The organism is Clostridium rhizosphaerae (assembly GCF_016765585.1).
Classification (GTDB): Bacteria; Bacillota; Clostridia; order Clostridiales; family Clostridiaceae; genus Clostridium_AT; species Clostridium_AT rhizosphaerae.
In genome coordinates this window covers 555,158-573,535 of record NZ_JAESWC010000001.1, presented here as the reverse complement: position 1 = coordinate 573,535, position 18,378 = coordinate 555,158, and the positions used below count along the sequence as shown (strand labels likewise).

Below are 18,378 nucleotides of genomic sequence, written 5' to 3'. Positions count from 1 at the left end.
AGACCTACAATAATGGTTTAACTGGGACGAAACCATTCACCTACAGATGCATTTTTACCGTGGATGTGCCAGATGATATTATTGGAATTATCAACATTATCGTCTTTTAATCCGCAGTTGCTCCAAGCAGTCCTCCATTGTAAATCATCATGATCATAATTATCTTTAATGCCAAGTATAATTTCATAGGCTTTATGACTGAAGGCAAAAGTCATAGGCATCAGATAATTATTATTGGGATAATCACCACCAAGACTTCTATAATTACCTTTTGATAGAAAATAGTTATTTAGCTGACTGCTAATATGCGAGCTTAAGATATCACATTCATGTGTTTCAAAATATTCCACAATTGTTTTTACATAATCTTTTTTATGAATGTCATCGTCATCGATTTTTATATATATATCATAGGGCTCCGGACTTTGCGATAATGCAGCAATATATCTTCCAAATGAACTGTTATTTTTATTGAACCCTATAATAAACCTGTCATCAATTATATCGTCAAACAAGTATTGGTAATTTTCAATTTCAGATTTATCGTCATACATAATGCTGATAGTATGGGTGAAATCCGTATATGACTGGTTTTTTATATTCAGTATGCATTCACGCAGCATATACGGACGTCTATAGGTCGGTGTAAATAATAGAACTTTCATTTCGGCTATCCTCCTCTATCGTTAAGCTGATTGATTTAATATAGCATTAAGATACAATTTATGAAGCTTTAACTGCATAACTTTTTAGCTGGGACGAAACCAGTGAGGTATCGACGTATTTCTACCGTGAATATGCCAGATTATATTATTAGCGTTGTCTACATTTTGAGATTCTAATCCAGCTGCGGGCCAGGCAGCCATCCACTGACGGCTTTCATCATCATAGTTATCTATAATATCAAACAAAACTTGATATGCTTTGTGACTAAATGCGAAAGTCGGAGCCATCAGAAAATTATTTACAGGAGGATCCCCACAAAAGGTGTAATGATAACCTTTGGATAGAAAATAATTATTTAGATCATAGCCAACCGGCGAGCTTAGAACATCACACTCATGAGTCTCGAAATATTCCACGATTGTCTTCACATAATCTTTTTTATATATATCATCATCATCGATTTTAATATATATATCATAGGGTTGTGAACTTTGTGATAGTGTAGTCATATACCTTTCATGAGAGGTACCATTTTTATTGAATCCGATTATAAATCTGTCATCAAGGATGTCATCAAACAGGCATTCATAATTTGCAATTTCAGACTTATCATCATACATAATGCTAATTGTATGGGTGAAATCTGTATAGGATTGGTTTTTTATATTTAGTATACATTGTCGAAGCATGTATGGCCGTTTGTAAGAAGGTGTAAATAATAGAACTTTCATTGCCTTGTTCCTCCACTATTATAAAACTATATTAATTTCATATAGGTTGTCCCAGTTGCATTATATGTTAACAATAGGAGATATGTTACTTTTATAAAAAAATATTCAAGGGCAAAATGAAAAGCTCGGATATTAGATATGAAATCTTCAATGCTGGAAAGGGTCAAACAAAATTTTATAATTTTCGTTCATTTGTTTAACTCTGCAAGTGCGAAGAGCCTGACATATTAAATGTCAGGCTCTTCATTAGAGGTATATTTTAACAAGGATCTGATTGTATAATAGTACCAGCATCACCTACGGCAACAAAGGTATCAACTCCAAATGCTACTGAGGTAAGCTCATTCATTGTAGGTGAGGTTTGGGGAGTCCAATTAACTCCGTCAGGTGAGGTCACAATAGCACCTCCATCTCCTACTGCAACAAATAAGTTATTAGCAAAGGTAACACCTCTAAGATTTGACGCTGCAGGTACAGTAGTCACAAATTGCGCTGTCCAGACTATCCCGTCAGTCGAGTTAAGAACCTCTCCGAAAAAACCTACTGCAACAAACAAGTTATTTCCAAAGGTTACGTCTATGATATTGACATTAGTAAATGGAGCATTAAGAGGAGGCTGTACCGTCCAGGTAATGCCATCAGGTGAGGTTAGTCTTGTTCCGTTGAATCCCACAGCAACGAATTGAGCATTACCAAAGGTCACTGAGGACAACTGCTGCGTAGTATTTGAGGTTTGCGGAGTCCATGTCACTCCGTCTGGTGATGTGAAAATAGAACCATTAGATCCTACAGCCACGAATTTATTATCGGCAAACACTAATCTTATTAGATTCTGGTTTGTTGGAGGTGGCTGCACAGTCCAAGTAATTCCGTCAGGTGAAGTAGCAACGGTTCCTAAATCACCCACTGCTACAAACTTATTAGCACCAAATGTTACACCTTCAAAATTATTCGTTGTCATCACAGATTGCACAGTCCATGATACCCCATCAGGTGAAGCAACAATCCTACCTACACTTCCAACTGCAACGAATTTGCTGTCTCCAAATGTTACAGTATTGAGCAGGTTCGCAGTATTTGAAGTCCTCACATTCCAATGACTGGCACATCTGCCTGTGGTCGTACTGGCAGTTGATGTTCTACTTGTTGTGGTACTAGTTGTTGATGCACTTGAAGTTGTCCTGGTGGTTGTAGTTGATAAAGTTGTAGTACTTCTTGTTGCAGTTGTTGTAGTCGTAGTCGATGCCGTAGTTGTTGTAGTAGTACTGCTTGAGCTGCTTAAGAAATCAAGTATATCCTCCAATTCAAATTCTAATATAATCTCTTCCTTAATTATTGCTCTTAATATCCTTTCAACAGCCTTATCAATTCTTACAAGTTCATCAACACTTGGGTTTTTTATGGTTTGACCAGGTAAGATACCTAAAACAGACTTGATTTTATTGGATTCACTACCTATTAGGTCAGCTAGACTTAGTTCTTCAGCTGCTATAGCAGCGAGAAGTAGTCTGAATACTTCATCTGTACTTGGTATTTGTTGTGAATTTATCACAGTATCACCTCATTATTATATTTTAGTAAATTTAAGTTCATCATGATAATGCTTTTTTCGGTATATACTATGAAGGGTTGTCCATATGGTGAATATTTCAAATAAAATGTAAATTAAATTTCTAGTAAATAAACATATAAGTGTATTAATGAAAGTAAGTGTAAAAGTGTTGATGCCTAGATGGGAAAAGTTACCTTTGCTAAAATTACAGATAATGAGAATAGGAGGCAATCTGTAATGGTAAAGATTTTTAATGATAAACTTTGATGTCTGTAGTAGCATTTTAACCTATTCGAGCATAGTATTTAATGACCACTAAGTAACGGAGGTACAAAAATATGAAAGTAGCCATATTGACTATGTTTAACGGTCTAGAAAGGACTTATTCTCTTGTAAATGTTGTTGCAGAACACTTAAGAATGCTTCTTGATAATAATATTCCTGTAAAAATGCTGGTATGTGAAAACTGCCCAGATGAACAAAGAAGTGGAATATTTTTAGATGAACGAATTGAATGGGTTAAAGTTAGGAATACACTAAATGGAAAACAGATACACTGGCACGACTATTCTCAGCCAGAAGGAAAAGTACATGACACATTTTTTGAAGAGGCAGAAGCAATAGCAGAAGATTTAATAGATAAACTCTCGGATGTTGATATATGCATGATGCATGATATTCACTATCAAGGATGGCATCTAGTTCATAATGTGGCAGTTAGAAAAGCTCAAGAAAAGCTTCCTAATGTAAGATTTATTGCTGTTACTCATTCGGCTCCAAACAACAAAGCAATAAATTCAAAGTGGCCTTTCTCTGCACGATATACACCAATGCCAAACACAATCTATGTTTATCCTACAGCTTCGGGAATACCTGCTTTGGCAAAGCAATACAATGTACCGGAAGGGAAATGCAGAGTAATAAATAACAGCCTTGATTTGACTGCAAACTTTGGGGAAGACGTAAGGTCCATCTGTAAAAAGATTGACTTATTTTCTCCAGATATACTTATGGTATATCCAGGCAGGTTAACTCAGGGAAAGAAGTTTGAAAAAGTTGCAGCCTTTGCCGGTGCAATTAAGAAGAAAACTGAAAGAACAGTGAAAATTATTTTTTGCGACTTTGCATCAATGGATATAGATCCTAATATATATAAGGCTATTATAAGAAGAATTGGGTGTAAGTTTGGACTTGATGATGGAGATATGTATTTTACATCAGATTTAGGATATCCAAACGGTTTTCCAAGAGAAGGAGTTTTAGAGTTATTTATATTATCTAATCTTTTTGTTTGTCCATCATTCTCAGAATCTTTTGGACTAACTGTACTTGAAGCCGCAAGTAGAGGAAATTTTATAATATTGAATGAGGCAGTTCCAGCTCTAGAGGAACTGGGAAAACAGATTGGAGCATATTTTATGCGCTGGGATGCCAGAAACTTTGGTTATGATACAAAAGAAAATTATAATCCATCTGAGAAGGTTTACCTTGAAAATAATGCAGATATGGTTGTAAACATGATGAGGGAAAATCAAGTTATATTATCAAAAACTCTGGTGAGACAAAGATATAGTCCTCAATGGATATGCGAAAATCAGCTTCTTCCACTTCTGGATAAGTAATCCAGAATAAAGTTAAAAGAACTTTAACAAACCTTTTATTAAGGCGTTAAAGTTCTTTACCTTTAGCAGCATTTTTATAGCTTATAAATAAATTTAGCACTTAGATTTTGTATAGCGTAAGTCATTTTTACAGGGATCATTTTTGCCGCAATTACTTTTGTGGTAGTGATCTTCTTCACAATTCTCATGATGGCAGCAATCGTGATTACAATCATTTTTACTTGCTATACAAATCAATAAAAGCATAATTTTTCCTACGGTCAACCATTTACACCTACTGTGCTTTGTTGTTGTAAAGGATGTACAGGTTCGTGAAGTAGTTGTGGAAGTTGAAGTTGTAGTAGTGGTAGACCTAGTAGTGGTTGTTGCAGTTGAAGTGGTAGTGGTAGTTGTTGTTGAAGTAGTCGAGCTTGTACTTGTTTTAGGGATAAAATCAATAAGATCATCAAGTTCAAACTCAAGAAGCATTTCTTTTTTTATTATCGCCTTTAATACCTTAAATGCACTGTCATTAATTTCTCTAACTTCATCAAGCGTTGCCAAACCTCTTTCGCTTAAGGAAACAGCATGGTTAATCTTATCTGCTTCTGCATCAATTATATTTCCTAGCGCATATTGTTCATGAGCTATTGAGGCAAGGAGCAGTTCAATTGCCTTGTCTGTAGTAAGATTTTTGGGTAATAGATTTTTAAAGTCCTCAGAAAACTCCATAAGTTAACACCCCTAATTATTAATATAGGTATATTTTTGTAATACATTATATTAATGCATGTCCAGGTTTGACACTTATATTTACAAGGAAGTAATAATATTATTTCCATATATAAATGTAGCATATGGTTTAGGAAATTAGAGTTAGTATTGATAGTATGCACTTTTTAATTTTATTTATCATAAAAAATTAATTTATTATTTATCTAAAGTATTCACCATATGGATAATACTTCATACTATATATCGAGAAAAGTACCACCATGAGTGGTACAAGCCTTCTCAAAAAATATTATTGAGGTGATACTATGCTTTATTCAAACAACAGTAATTTAATCCCGCAACAAATACCAAGCACAGATGAAATAGTTAGACTTCTTCTTGCCGCTATAGCAGCTGAAGAACTAAGTCTAGCTGACTTAATAAATAGTGAAGCTAATAAAATCAAATCTATTCTAGGGATTTTACCTGGACAAGCAGTAAAAAACCCAGGTATTGATGAATTAGAGAGAATTGATAGAGCTGTCGAAAAGGTTTTAAGAGCAATAATCAAGAAAGAGATTATACTAGAATTTGAACTGGAGGATATACTTGACTTCTTAAGTACCTCAAGCAGCACTACTACAACTACAGCATCAACTACTACAACTACAACATCTACAACTACAACTACTAGATCAACAACCACAAGCACTGCATCTACGACTACAACCACAAGATCAACTACTACAACTACAAGGTCAACAACCACAAGCACTGCATCAACAACCACAACTACTAGATCAACTACTACAACCACAAGGTCAACTACTAGCACAACTCGCACATCGACAACTACAACAGAAGATATACGTTGAGCAGGATTATGTGGTGTAACTGGTTCAGCTACCATAATACAAGGTAATAGTATATTTAATCTAATTGCTAACGTATGTGCAAACTGTGGGTTTATTGAAGATAGTAATATAAGTTTTAGTGAGACTGCAATGCAATCACAGAATTCAATAACTATTGATGGCATACCATCTTCATTCCAAATTATTTGTGACACTGATAGAATAGTAATATCTGGAGATGCTACTATTACAGATACTGATGGTACTGGCACAGGAACATTTGCGCTAGAAATAAGAGACAACCAGCCTAATGGTAATGATGCTTTTCAAATAAAGGCAAGAAGACCTGTTCCATTTAGAGAGTATAGCAGTCCTCTGTTAAATGTTTCTAACGACTCCTTTATTATTAATCAATGTCAATTATAAATAACATCTAGAAAATAAAGGTCTGGAGCTCAAGAGTTTCAGGCCTTTTATACTTTAAGAATTAAATATAAAAGGAATATAGTGTAATGATGAGAAGCTTTAGGAAGTATGTGCTTTGTAGTGAATAATTCCGTTTATTGAAATTTAGAAAGACAATGATATGGACATATGATAATATAATTTATAATAAGATACGATAATAAATACAATAATGGAGAGAAGAAAATGAAAAGTCTATTTTTTTATCAAACTGATATTGGAGAAATAGGAATAGCAGAAAATGGACAGGCGATTACAAATATATATTTTCAGGGAGAAAGTGTCCCAAAGGATATGGTTTTAAATGAAACAAATCTTATTAAAGAAGCTGCAAAGCAGCTAAATAGTTATTTTGCAGGAGAATTAAGGACATTTGAACTTCCGCTTGCGCTTGAAGGAACAGAGTTTATGAGAAGTGTTTGGAAGGCTTTATGTGAAATTCCTTATGGAAAGACATTCAGTTATAAAGATGTTGCGCAGAGCATTGGAAACCCAAAGGCTGTCAGGGCTGTAGGAAATGCAAACAATAGAAATCCTATTCCTATTATTATTCCTTGTCACAGGGTTATTGGTTCAAATGGAAAGCTAGTCGGATATGGCGGAGGCCTTGAGATTAAAAAATATCTTTTAGAATTGGAGAAAGGACTAAGCTGACATAGGGATTTGAACTGTTGTTGAATATGCTGCTGTAAATAAGTAAAGATGAAAAAACGATTAGGTTTGACCAATCGTTTTTTTATTTTTTATAATCAATTACTAATTAATAGCAAAACTTAAGATAATCTTAAGATATTTCTAATGGGTTTTTAAACTTTAAAATGTATAATGAATATTATAATAAAAATGTAGAACGGAAGTGATTATTATATGATAAATTATCTTCAAAATATTGATATAAAAATGCTAAATATGATAAATAAAAAATTTCACTACAGAATTCTTGATAAAATTATGCCTTTAGTTACCGCACTGGGTAATGGTGGCATAGTTTGGCTTGCAATATCTATATATTTAATGGGCAGTGAGAATCATAGAACTGAAGGGTATATGGTACTTGTCTCAATTGTTATTGCTGCAGTCATAGGGGAAGGTATAATAAAGCATTTAATAAAGAGAACGCGTCCTTTTGTCAATATGTTGGAATGCAAACTTTTAATATCAAAGCCTATAACGTATTCCTTTCCCTCAGGGCATACGGCATCTTCTTTTGCAGCAGCTGGCATATTTGCTGCGTATGGTAGTAAATATAGTGTTTTAATGCTTATACTGGCTTCGTTAATTGCCTTTTCCAGGATTTATTTAAGCGTTCATTATCCGACGGATGTTTTAATGGGAATTATTTTAGGACTTATATGTTCTAGAATAGCTATATTATTATTTCACAGCAAAATTATAAGCTGTTTAGGATTATACAGCTACTAGGTTCACAATAAAAAGGCTTATCTTACAGCTTTGTAAGATAAGCCTTTTTATTGTAAGACTTCTGACATGGAGTGGCAGAGAATATGTGGCTATAATGAAAATATAGTAATCACGAAGATAAAGGAGATAGAGTGTATGGAAATATTAAAGGTTGAAAATTTAAATAAAACTTATGGAAAAGGAGATAACAAGGTAGAAGCACTTAAAGACGTAAATATATCAATAAACAAAGGAGAGTTTGTGGCTATAGTAGGGGCATCCGGTTCAGGGAAAAGTACACTTCTTCATTTACTAGGAGGATTAGATAGACCGACAAACGGTAAGGTAGTTATTGATGGAGAGAGCATCTATAACTATAAAGAAGAAAAGCTTGCTATTTTTAGGAGAAGAAAAATAGGATTTATATTTCAGTTTTTTAACTTGATACCTGTTCTTGATGTAGAGGAAAATATAGCTTTGCCTGCATTATTAGATAACGATAAAGTAGATAAAGCTTATTTAGAAGAGATAATTGAAATATTAGGACTTAAAGAAAGAAAAAATCATCTTCCTTCTGAGCTTTCAGGGGGACAGCAGCAAAGGGTATCAATTGGAAGAGCTCTTCTAAACAAGCCATCAATAATACTTGCAGACGAGCCTACTGGAAACCTTGACAGCAAGAATTCAAAAGAGGTAATTGAACTTTTAAAGTATACTGCAAGAAAGTACAATCAGACACTTATACTTATTACACATGATGTTAATATTGCTTCTATGGCAGATAGAGTAATTACTATAGAAGATGGAGAGATAGTTTCGGATAAGCATATGAAGAATAGTTAAGATTAATGGAGAATGGAGGTGCAAAAATGATAAGTAGTTACAAACAGCTTACAGGAAGATATTTGAAATCAAACAAAAAGAGAAGTGCATTAACTATAATAGGAATAATACTATCAGTAGCGCTTATATCCTCTATAGGACTTTTCTTTAAAGGAATACAAGTTGCTGAAATAGATCAGGCAAAAAATGATTATGGTGCTTGGCACGTAATGTACAAGAAGGTAGATAGTGGTTTATTATCTAAAGTAGCAAATAATCCTAAGGTCTCCCGATATGGATTTTATACTAGAGGAAAAGAAGTTCAACTTTCAGGAAAGCTTTCTGCGTTTGAAGAGATTGCAACGGATAAAGCTATAGATTTATTTCCATATAGAGTTAAGACAGGAAGACTTCCTCAAAATGAGAATGAAGTTTCTATAGAAAAGTGGGCGCTAAAATATATAGATAGCAATGCAAAAGTTGGAGATAAAATTAACTTCGATAATAAGCAGTACACACTTGTAGGAATCTTAGAAGATATAATAGAAAATCAAATTGATAATAAAGTTATGCTGTTAACTAAAAACAATAATGTCAATAAAGAAAACTCAATATTATTAGTAGAAGTTAGTTCCAAAACAAAGCTGGGAACAGCAGTAACTGAGCTAAAGCAGTTAACTTCACAAGATAACGTACAGGAAAATACAAGCCTACTTTTTGCACAAGGAGTAAGCGGAAATAACGATGGATTAAGAGGTTTGCTTGTAACTATTGGAATAATAGTGGGCATAGTTATGGTAGCAACTATAGCAGTAATATATAACTCTTTCCAGATAAGTGTTGTTGAAAGAATCAAACAGTTTGGACTTTTAAGAGCTGTGGGAACAACTCCAAAACAAATTAGAAAAATAGTATTGAGAGAGGCTTCGGTTTTAGCCGCTATAGCAGTGCCTTTAGGATTATTATTTGGCGTTGTTGCCATTTACGGAATAAGTTTTGTTTTTAAATTAATTGGTGGAGATACAGTTATACCTATGAGGGCATCAGTAGATTTTCAAATACTTGGTATAAGTGCTGTGGTAGGTCTTATATCAATATATTTATCTGCATTAATTCCGGCCTTCTTTGCAGGAAGAATATCCCCATTAGTTGCTATAAGCAGCAGAACCTCAATAACTAAAGAAAAAATAAAGAGAAGAAAAAATAGAATTGTACAAAAGTTGTTTGGATTTGAAGGAGCTATGGCTGCTAAAAATATAAAAAGAAACAGAAAGAGATACAGGATAACCGTTTTCTCTATAGTAATAAGCGTAGTACTTTTTGTAACTTTCAAATCTTTTATGGATATGTCACTAACTGTAACTACTGCTCCTAACGAGTCAAAAAATATGCATTTTTCAATTGTAAGAGATAACCAAGCTACGGAGCAAAACTTAGCAATTGGAGATAATGTTATAAATAATATAAAGTCCTTAAAGTCAGTAGATAAAGTATACAAAATATATGATCCTTATTTCTTTGATACTGCTATTAATCCAAATAAAGAAGTTAAAGAAGTGCAGGATATAGGAAATATATATAATAGGGCAAAAGTAAGTGGGAACGATAAAACTATTATTGAAAGCTCAATGGTAATTTATGATGATTCAGCTATGGGGGCAGCTAAAAAGTATATAGAGTCAGGAAACATAAATGTTGAAGATTTAAATAAAGAAAATGGAATTATCCTTATAAGAAAAAATAGAATTTTTGATCAAAAAACAAAAAAAGAATATTTTGGACAGATTGCTGATCTAAAGGTAGGAGATGAAATAGAGCTTCAATATAAAGAAACCTCAGATCAAGAAAAGCCAAAGCTAGAGTTTGGAAAAGGAAAAGTTAACAAGGTTAAGATTATGGCTATAGTTGATAATGAACCATTTAACTTTAGAGGCAGCAGCAGAGGAATAAAAATGATTACTACTGAACAGGTAGTTAAAAATATATCAGGAAAATCTGAAGTAAAGCCTGTTAATCTAAATGTATCAATTAAAGATGTAAAAAATGAAGATGCCGCAAAATCAGAGATTGAAGGAGTTATAAAATCGGATCCATCTTTAGAGCTTATAAATAATATAGATCAAAATAGAAGATCAAAAACTTCTATGCTTATGGTTCAGATATTAATGTACGGTTTTGTTGTAGTTGTATCCTTAATAGGAAGTGTTAATATTATAAATACATTAACAACAAACATTATATTGAGAAAAAGAGAGTTTGCAGCATTAAAATCCATAGGGTTAACTCAAAAGGGCTTAAGGAAGATGATAGTGCTTGAAGGGCTTTTATATGGAATAATGGGAACTATTTATGGCTCAATCATAGGCTGCGGATTATCCTATGTTATCTATGGAGGCATAAACGGAGTAAGAGGACTTGGCTATAAAATACCTTGGGATGCAGTGGCAATAGCCGGAGCTGCAGCATTAATAATTGGATATTTATCTGTACTTTCACCTCTTTCAAGAATTAAAAAGGAAAACTTAATTGAAGCTATAAGAGAAGATTTTTAAGAATTACTTAAGAAAATATTTAATTAGTTGTAAGAGTATTATGATACACTTGTCTTATTAATAATGTAAGGCAAGTGTTTTTTTGTAGAAATTTAAATTTTGATTGTTAAAAAGTATACAATTATACTATGCTTGAATAAACTTAGCGGGTATAATATTGTTGTAGTATTTAAAAATGTGAATTGGGGGTTAACGAAAGATGAGTAAGCTAGGAGCGAAAATATTAAAGGTAATTGGCTCAATATCTGTTGGTTCTATGATTATACTGGTAGCTTTAAATATTGTTATTTTCAACAGGCAATTTTCTAAATTGCAAATAGATGCCCAAAAATCGGTAGTTGATGCGGCTAAAGCTGTTGACGGAGATAAGCTTGAGAAGATTATAAACAGTAAATCAATGGATTCGAGTGATTATAAAGAAATTCAAGATGCAATGATTAAGTTTAAAAATGATAAAGATATAAGATATGTTTATACTTTGGCTAAGGAGAATGATAGTAAAGCATATTTTGTGGTGGATGGATCTTTGATTAATGAGAGCAAAATTGGTGACCCCTATAATCTTGAGAAAGAGATGAAAGATGCTTTTGATGGTCAGACTAAATATACTGATAAACCTGTTACCGACGAGGATGGGACGTTTATTTCAGCCTATGCACCAATAAAAAATTCTTCAGGCAAGATAATATCTATTGTTGGAGTAGACAAGGATGTTGCTGCATTTGTTAATATCAGAAGTGAGCTTTTAATGTCTATGGCTGTAGCTTCAGTTATTATTATAATATTATCAGTGCTGAGCAGTATTGCATTTTCAAAAAGAATAACCTTTAATGTGGGAAAAATTAAAGAAGTCTTAAAAAATATGTCAGAAGGAAATTTAGCTATTGATTTAAAAATAAAAAGCAAAGATGAATTTGAAGATATAGCTGATTCAATTAATAATTTCAATAAAAAGCTAAAAGGCGCTATAGAAATTATAAAAGATAATTCTAATGCTGTAATGATAGATTCAAATTGTTTAGCTTCTGTATCAGAAGAAATGGCGTCATCTTCAGAAGTAGTTGCAAGTTCTATACAAGACTTAGCTAGAAGCTCTGCCAGCCAGACTGAGGAAATTGAAAGCATAAGCAGTATATTAAAAGGCTTTGGAGAAAAGCTGGATAATGCCACAGATTCTATTAAAAATGTCAATTCAAAAATAGATTTAATTAAATCTAAGGCTAATGCAAGTAATGAGGATATGGTAGCTTTAGATAATACTATTAGAGAGACAGTCTTAGCTTTTTATAATGTAAGTGAAAAAATAAAGGGGCTTGGTATACAATTATCTCAAGTCAATGTAATTACTAATTTGATAAATGATATATCAGATCAAACAAACCTTCTTGCGCTTAATGCAGCTATTGAGGCAGCTAGTGCAGGGGAAGCTGGCAGGGGCTTTTCTGTTGTAGCTGAAGAGATAAGAAAGCTTGCAGAACAATCAAAAGAATCATCTTTAAGTATTAATAATCTGATTCAAAATATTTCAAAAGAAAGCAATTTGGTTGTAGAGACATCCAACAATATGAATAATGTACTAAACAATCAGACTGCAACAATTGAGAATTCACTAGATTCTTTTAAGGATATCATTACCTACATTGAAGAGATTTTCCCAAGAATAAGCAGAATTAGTGATAGTATTGTTATTATAGATAAGGAAAAGGAAAGCATACTAAGGAGTGTGGGCAGTGTTGAACAGATGTCCGAAGAAGTTTTAGCCTCAACTGAGGAGATTTCAGCATCTATACAAGAATTGAGTGCTTCTTCACAGGAGGTTGCTGCCTCATCAGAAGGTCTAAATGGAAAAGCTGAAAAGATGATAGAGTCAACTAATATGTTTAAAATATAATGCTTTGTATGGGTTCAATAGGTATAATACTTATTGAACCCATAATAATATAGGTGAAAAAGGTGATAAATATGAGTAGATTATTATTGGTAGAAGATGATGAAGCTCTAGCTTTAGGTATAGAATTTACATTAAAAGATGAAGGATACGATGTTATAAAAGCTAATACAATAGAAAAGGGAAAAGAAGCCTTTCAAGCAGAAAGCATTGATCTTGTAATATTAGATATAAATTTGCCGGACGGAAGCGGATATGAGCTTTGTAAATATATAAGAGAGAAAAGCGATGTTCCTGTTATGTTCTTAACAGCTCTTGATGAAGAAGTTAATGTAGTGCTTGGACTTGAAATTGGAGGAGACGATTATATTACAAAGCCTTTTAGAGTAAGAGAATTACTATCAAGGATTAAAGCATTGTTAAGGCGTAACTTAAGGAACACTTCTGCAGGAAATAAGCTGAAAAGTGGAGATATAACAGTAGATATATCAGCTGCGTCAGTAAAGAAAAATGATAGAGATATCATCCTTACTGCTCAAGAATACAAGCTGCTATTAATATTTATGAAAAAGCCTTGTGAAATCGTAAAAAGGGATGAAATATTGAAGGAACTTATTGAAGCTGAAGAGGTGTTCTTTGATGAAAACACCCTGTCAGTTTATATAAAGAGGATAAGAGAAAAGCTAGAGGATAATCCAAGGGAACCTGAATACATAATTACACAAAGAGGACTTGGATACAAGTGGAATAAGGAGGTCGCTTCACAGTGATTTCAAAGAAATATTTTAGTAATCCTGAATTAAAGATAAGCTCATTCACTCTTTTATTTACTGTTGCTTTATTTCTAGCTATTACATCTACTGTCCTAAAGTCATACACTGATGGCTTAAAAAGAGATTATACAAGAAGTTTAGGAGCTGTTACAGCAAGAATTATAGAAAAAAATCCTGAATTAGAGGGAGAAATAGTTCCTTTAATTACAAAAGAGATTTCTAAAGAGGAAGCTGCAAAAGGAGAAGATACATTAAAACAATATGGAATAACAAAGGATCTGGAAAATGAACTTTTCCCATATATTAATACAATCAGCTTTCAAAATAAAACCTTTATTATTTGTATCTTTACAATATTGGCATTTATACTTTTTATGTTTAATTATATTCAGTATGGATATTTTTATAGCAGAATAAGAAGATTAACGTTAGCTGCGAAAAAGGTTGTTGATGGGAATTATGATATAGTGATTAATGAAAATAAAGAGGGGGACTTTTCAAAGCTTGCGGTTTCCTTTAATTCTATGAGAGAGATAATAAGAAATAATATAAGCCAGCTTAAAAAGGAAAAACAGTTTTTAGTTGATTTATTATCCGATATATCTCATCAGCTAAAGACTCCTTTATCTTCCATGATTGTGTACAATGATATTATGCTTACTAAGGAATTAGATAAAGAGCAAAGACAAACTTTTTTGTTAAGTAATCAAAATCAGCTCAGTAGAATGAATTGGCTTATACAAAGTATGTTAAAACTTGCAAAGCTTGATGCTAAGGCAATAGAACTGCACAAAGAGAATCAGAGTTTAAATGAAACTGTTGAAGAGGCTGTAGATGCATTAGACAGCAGAGCATCAAAAAATAATGTTAAAATAATTTGTAAAGGTAATTATGATATATATTTAGAACATGATAGATTATGGCTTGAAGAAGCTCTTATAAATATTATTAAAAATGGTATTGAGCATACTTCTAGCGGAGGGATAATAACTATAGACCTAATAGAAAATCCTGTCTATAGAAGAGTAATAATAGAGGACACTGGAGAAGGCATAGATGAAAGAGATCTGCCTAATATATTTAAGAGATTTTATAAAGCTAAAACCTCAAGAAAAACAGATTCGGTTGGAATTGGATTAGCTTTAGCTAAATCTATTGTAGAAGCACACAATGGTTTGATTGAAGCGCAAAGCAAGGTAGGTTTAGGGACTAAGTTTATAATTACTTTTCTTAGGTATTAAACATATATTGATTATAATAGTAAATTATGGTACGATGATTGAGATATATAAATTTAGTTTAGTAAGGAGGTTAAGTAAATGTCAGTTGTTATCAGGTTAAGCATGCTTGAATATATGGCTAATGCTCATGCTATTACAGGTAATTTTGGGACACATGGGGAAAGTGCGTCCAAAATTAAATATAATTAGCCTGATAATGTAGAAATTTACTTTCAAACCTATATTTTTAGATAATATTCACCTCTAAGTAAAATTCTGCTTAGGGGTATTTTTATGCCTTTTGAACGCGCTGTGGTGGGTGGGAGCTTTATCAAAAATCACAGTTTAAAAGGAGAATAGTTATGGAAAATAATATTAGATTGAAGAGAAATGTTTATAAAAATTATATATTCACACTGCTGCAAAGCTTAGACTTTACAAGAGGAATTTGGATGATATACCTTGCAAGTAAAGGTATGAGCCTCACGCAGCTTGGCCTTTTAGAAACCATATTTCATACAACATCTTTCTTAATGGAAGTACCAACGGGAGCTGTTGCAGATTTGTTTGGCAGAAAAATCAGCAGAATAATGGGAAGAGTTTTTTCCTTGATAAGCGTTATATTACTTCTATCTGCAAATAGTTTTTTATGGTTTGCAATATCTTTTGTGTTTACGGCGTTATCATATAATCTTGAATCTGGTGCAGGAGATGCTTTGATTTATGATTCTTTAAAGGAGATAGGTGAGGAAGAAACCTACATGAAGGTAAATGGCAAAAAGGAACTTTTTTATCAAGCTGCAGGTATTATATCCTTCTTTGTTGGTGGATACCTTGCAACAAAGAGCTATAATATTGCCTTTCTTCTTACAGTTGTTATCGGAATAATAACTATAGTTCAGTCTTTAACTTTTAAAGAGCCAAATATAGGAAGGATTAATTCTAAAGAAGAGAAAGAAAATATTTTTGTAAACCAATTAAAGGAAAGCATAAAGGTTGTTATAAGCAAGCCTAAAGTAGGGTTTTTGATTTTGTTTACTCAGGTTATTATGGCCTTTTGTACATGTATTTTCTTTTATCTTCAGAATTATCTTAAAGGAAATGGATATACCGAATGGACAATAGGAATAATCTATGCGATCTCTTCATTGACTGTTGCTTTGTTGGCAACCCAGGTCCATAGCATAGAAAAAAAGATCAAAGAGCAGGGACTGCTTCTTATAGTTCCATTTTTGACTGTTGCATGTATATGGGGAGTAGCACTAAGTAAATATAGTTATGTGTTTTTTATACTCTTGATGATCACAGAAGAAATTATATATGTTTCCATGAGTGACTATATAAATAAGATGATTCCAAGCGAGAATCGAGCGACTATACTTTCTTTTGCAAGCATGGTGTTCAGCTTTTTTATGATAACTTTATTTCCTTTCATTGGGCTTATCGGGGATAAATTTAACTTAACTACAGCCTTCAAGTGCTTAGCAATGCTCGGAAGTATATTAGTAATTGCAAATGCAGCTTTATTGATTTCCAGAAAAAGAACTCATACTAAATAATTTAAAGTAGCTTACAAAATATATAAAAGCAATATAAAGTATTACTATAATGAAACGATAAATTAGTAAAATACTAATTAACATACTTTAACAATTAGGGGGGCATCATGAATCAAAATTTTATTAAATCTGCAAATAGAAACCTGTTAGTACTTTGTTCTGTACTTTGTGCATTTTCTGCTTTTACGGCTTTTACTGTAAAGAATGTGCCATACATAGTATATATCTTTATAGCCATTTCAGTAGTAACTCTTATATTTTCAATAATACAATACAAAAAAAATCCCTATGATACAAAGATTAAATATTTTTTAGCAGCTACATTTATGGCTACTAACTTTTTTACAACCATATCAACTGAGGATTCACTTGCTTTTACTTTCGCATTCCCTCTCTTGGTTATGTTTGGCATTTATGGAGAGATTAAGCTTACTACCTTTACTGTTGCAGTTGTTCTAGCGTCTAATAGCATCAATGTTATAAATGGAAAGCTCCATGATTCACAGTTAGTAGTAACTATAGTAGTAGTTTTAATTACCTCTATAGTTCAGTATATAAATACCTATATTATTGGAAGATCAAATAAAGAAAATAGTGATTATATAAGTAAAATAAAAGCAAACGAAGAAAGCAGCAGAAAGCTCTTAGAGGCTTTAGTAAAAACTGCAGAGGAGTTGGCTGGTTCTGCTGTTATCCTTAATGAAGCAACAAAAGAGGTGGCTGTTTCTTCAGAAGAAGTTTCAAATGTAATTGAAGAAATAGCAAAGGGTGCTTCTGTTCAGGCAGAGGATACAGAGTCAGGTGCTAGAGATTCTGAGGAGATTGCAAAAGATATAGAAGTAATGGTTCAATCCTCAGCAGAATTGAGAACTGTTACCGACAAAACTGAAGAGCTGAAAAATAAGGGAGTCAATATACTTTCAGATTTAATGCATAATACCAACGAAAGTAATGAGGCTATAAAATCACTTGAAAATATAATAGAGAATACAAATGTTAGTGCCGGAGAAATAAACGCTGCTAGTAATGTTATTGTTTCTATAGCAGAGCAGACAAATTTATTAGCATTAAATGCAGCCATAGAAGCTGCAAGAGCTGGCGAATCAGGAAAAGGATTTGCTGTAGTAGCAGATGAAATCAGAAAGCTTGCAGAACAATCATCTTTATCATCAAAAAAAATAAATGAAATAATTGAAGAGCTTCAAAACAATATGAAATCTGCTTTTAATAGTATGGAAAATACAACTAGGATTATAGAATCTCAAACTGACTCTATACAGAGTACACAAAGCATATTTGACAGCCTTGCAATGGCCGTTGAAGATATACGTATAAAGGTTGGGGACCTAAATAAATCCGGGGAAGTTATGAATAAGAAAAAAGATAATATTATCAATATTCTTCAGAGCCTGTCAGCATCCGCTCAGGAAAGTGCTGCAAGCACGGAGCAGGTTGCAGCCTCAGTTGAACAACAGACTTCTTCTATGAATAACATTTCTTCTATAAACAATAACTTGCTTAATTTGGCCGAAAAGCTTAAAGACATGGCAAAAAATTTATAAAATAAAAAAACCTCAGCT

General features: G+C 32.8%; 16 protein-coding genes. 12 read left to right on the top strand and 4 right to left on the bottom strand.

Features of this window, described 5'->3' with window-relative positions; translation table 11 throughout:
• Positions 1–17 precede the first annotated feature (17 nt).
• From JK636_RS02760 to JK636_RS02750, 3 genes are all read right to left on the bottom strand, one after another.
• Positions 18–665, bottom strand: a complete 648-nt coding sequence (locus JK636_RS02760) for a glycosyltransferase (RefSeq protein WP_202747299.1) — start codon at positions 663–665, stop codon at positions 18–20.
• An 84-nt stretch (positions 666–749) separates the two neighbouring features.
• Complete coding sequence (locus JK636_RS02755; protein ID WP_274601582.1) at positions 750–1,397, bottom strand: glycosyltransferase; 648 nt, start codon at positions 1,395–1,397, stop codon at positions 750–752.
• Between the two features lie 259 nt (positions 1,398–1,656).
• Positions 1,657–2,949: an alpha-helical endospore appendage domain-containing protein gene (locus JK636_RS02750; protein ID WP_202747297.1), complete on the bottom strand. Its 1,293-nt coding sequence runs from the start codon at positions 2,947–2,949 to the stop codon at positions 1,657–1,659.
• Positions 2,950–3,287: 338 nt separating this feature from the next.
• On the opposite strand from JK636_RS02750, the gene JK636_RS02745 reads away from it, so the two are divergent.
• Positions 3,288–4,571, top strand: coding sequence for a glycosyltransferase family protein (locus tag JK636_RS02745; protein WP_202747296.1), 1,284 nt, complete (start codon positions 3,288–3,290; stop codon positions 4,569–4,571).
• Positions 4,572–4,664: 93 nt separating this feature from the next.
• Here JK636_RS02745 and JK636_RS02740 read toward each other — a convergent pair whose 3' ends face one another.
• Entirely contained in the window at positions 4,665–5,282 is a 618-nt protein-coding gene (locus tag JK636_RS02740) for an alpha-helical endospore appendage domain-containing protein (RefSeq protein WP_202747295.1), read from the bottom strand.
• A 308-nt stretch (positions 5,283–5,590) separates the two neighbouring features.
• Here JK636_RS02740 and JK636_RS24205 point away from each other — a divergent pair, with 308 nt between their 5' ends.
• The 11 genes from JK636_RS24205 (at position 5,591) to JK636_RS02685 (ending at position 18,360) form a co-directional block, all read left to right on the top strand.
• Positions 5,591–6,139: an alpha-helical endospore appendage domain-containing protein gene (locus JK636_RS24205; RefSeq protein ID WP_476727377.1), complete on the top strand. Its 549-nt coding sequence runs from the start codon at positions 5,591–5,593 to the stop codon at positions 6,137–6,139.
• A gap of 129 nt (positions 6,140–6,268) precedes the next feature.
• Positions 6,269–6,544 carry a hypothetical protein gene (locus tag JK636_RS02730; RefSeq protein ID WP_202747293.1) on the top strand — a complete coding sequence of 92 codons (276 nt, stop codon included), beginning with the start codon at positions 6,269–6,271 and terminating at the stop codon, positions 6,542–6,544.
• A 225-nt stretch (positions 6,545–6,769) separates the two neighbouring features.
• Complete coding sequence (locus JK636_RS02725) at positions 6,770–7,237, top strand: methylated-DNA--[protein]-cysteine S-methyltransferase (protein ID WP_202747292.1); 468 nt, start codon at positions 6,770–6,772, stop codon at positions 7,235–7,237.
• Positions 7,238–7,450: 213 nt separating this feature from the next.
• A complete protein-coding gene (locus tag JK636_RS02720) occupies positions 7,451–8,005 on the top strand; it encodes a phosphatase PAP2 family protein (protein WP_202747291.1) in 555 nt (184 codons plus the stop codon).
• A gap of 135 nt (positions 8,006–8,140) precedes the next feature.
• Positions 8,141–8,827 (top strand): ABC transporter ATP-binding protein, encoded by a 687-nt coding sequence (locus JK636_RS02715; protein ID WP_202747290.1) that lies wholly within the window; start codon positions 8,141–8,143, stop codon positions 8,825–8,827.
• A 26-nt stretch (positions 8,828–8,853) separates the two neighbouring features.
• Complete coding sequence (locus tag JK636_RS02710; RefSeq protein WP_202747289.1) at positions 8,854–11,358, top strand: FtsX-like permease family protein; 2,505 nt, start codon at positions 8,854–8,856, stop codon at positions 11,356–11,358.
• A gap of 199 nt (positions 11,359–11,557) precedes the next feature.
• Positions 11,558–13,249, top strand: coding sequence for a methyl-accepting chemotaxis protein (locus tag JK636_RS02705; protein ID WP_202747288.1), 1,692 nt, complete (start codon positions 11,558–11,560; stop codon positions 13,247–13,249).
• 71 nt (positions 13,250–13,320) lie between these two features.
• Entirely contained in the window at positions 13,321–14,016 is a 696-nt protein-coding gene (locus JK636_RS02700; protein ID WP_202747287.1) for a response regulator transcription factor, read from the top strand.
• The gene (locus JK636_RS23980) at positions 14,013–15,260 is read left to right on the top strand and encodes a HAMP domain-containing sensor histidine kinase (RefSeq protein ID WP_338025715.1); all 1,248 of its coding nucleotides are present in this window, start codon (positions 14,013–14,015) and stop codon (positions 15,258–15,260) included. The genes JK636_RS02700 and JK636_RS23980 overlap by 4 nt, the downstream gene beginning before the upstream one ends.
• A gap of 341 nt (positions 15,261–15,601) precedes the next feature.
• Positions 15,602–16,798 (top strand): MFS transporter, encoded by a 1,197-nt coding sequence (locus JK636_RS02690; protein ID WP_202747286.1) that lies wholly within the window; start codon positions 15,602–15,604, stop codon positions 16,796–16,798.
• 107 nt (positions 16,799–16,905) lie between these two features.
• The gene (locus JK636_RS02685) at positions 16,906–18,360 is read left to right on the top strand and encodes a methyl-accepting chemotaxis protein (protein ID WP_202747285.1); all 1,455 of its coding nucleotides are present in this window, start codon (positions 16,906–16,908) and stop codon (positions 18,358–18,360) included.
• The last annotated feature ends 18 nt before the right edge of the window (positions 18,361–18,378 follow it).

Excerpts from the sequence above, each read along its gene's own strand:
- JK636_RS02760 (WP_202747299.1), bottom strand. The coding sequence starts at position 665 with ATGAAAGTTCTATTATTTACACCGACCTATAGACGTCCGTATATGCTG.
- JK636_RS02755 (WP_274601582.1), bottom strand. The coding sequence starts at position 1,397 with ATGAAAGTTCTATTATTTACACCTTCTTACAAACGGCCATACATGCTT.
- JK636_RS02745 (WP_202747296.1), top strand. The coding sequence starts at position 3,288 with ATGAAAGTAGCCATATTGACTATGTTTAACGGTCTAGAAAGGACTTAT.
- JK636_RS02740 (WP_202747295.1), bottom strand. The coding sequence starts at position 5,282 with ATGGAGTTTTCTGAGGACTTTAAAAATCTATTACCCAAAAATCTTACT.
- JK636_RS24205 (WP_476727377.1), top strand. The coding sequence starts at position 5,591 with ATGCTTTATTCAAACAACAGTAATTTAATCCCGCAACAAATACCAAGC.
- JK636_RS02730 (WP_202747293.1), top strand. The coding sequence starts at position 6,269 with ATGCAATCACAGAATTCAATAACTATTGATGGCATACCATCTTCATTC.
- JK636_RS02725 (WP_202747292.1), top strand. The coding sequence starts at position 6,770 with ATGAAAAGTCTATTTTTTTATCAAACTGATATTGGAGAAATAGGAATA.
- JK636_RS02720 (WP_202747291.1), top strand. The coding sequence starts at position 7,451 with ATGATAAATTATCTTCAAAATATTGATATAAAAATGCTAAATATGATA.
- JK636_RS02715 (WP_202747290.1), top strand. The coding sequence starts at position 8,141 with ATGGAAATATTAAAGGTTGAAAATTTAAATAAAACTTATGGAAAAGGA.
- JK636_RS02710 (WP_202747289.1), top strand. The coding sequence starts at position 8,854 with ATGATAAGTAGTTACAAACAGCTTACAGGAAGATATTTGAAATCAAAC.
- JK636_RS02705 (WP_202747288.1), top strand. The coding sequence starts at position 11,558 with ATGAGTAAGCTAGGAGCGAAAATATTAAAGGTAATTGGCTCAATATCT.
- JK636_RS02700 (WP_202747287.1), top strand. The coding sequence starts at position 13,321 with ATGAGTAGATTATTATTGGTAGAAGATGATGAAGCTCTAGCTTTAGGT.
- JK636_RS02690 (WP_202747286.1), top strand. The coding sequence starts at position 15,602 with ATGGAAAATAATATTAGATTGAAGAGAAATGTTTATAAAAATTATATA.
- JK636_RS02685 (WP_202747285.1), top strand. The coding sequence starts at position 16,906 with ATGAATCAAAATTTTATTAAATCTGCAAATAGAAACCTGTTAGTACTT.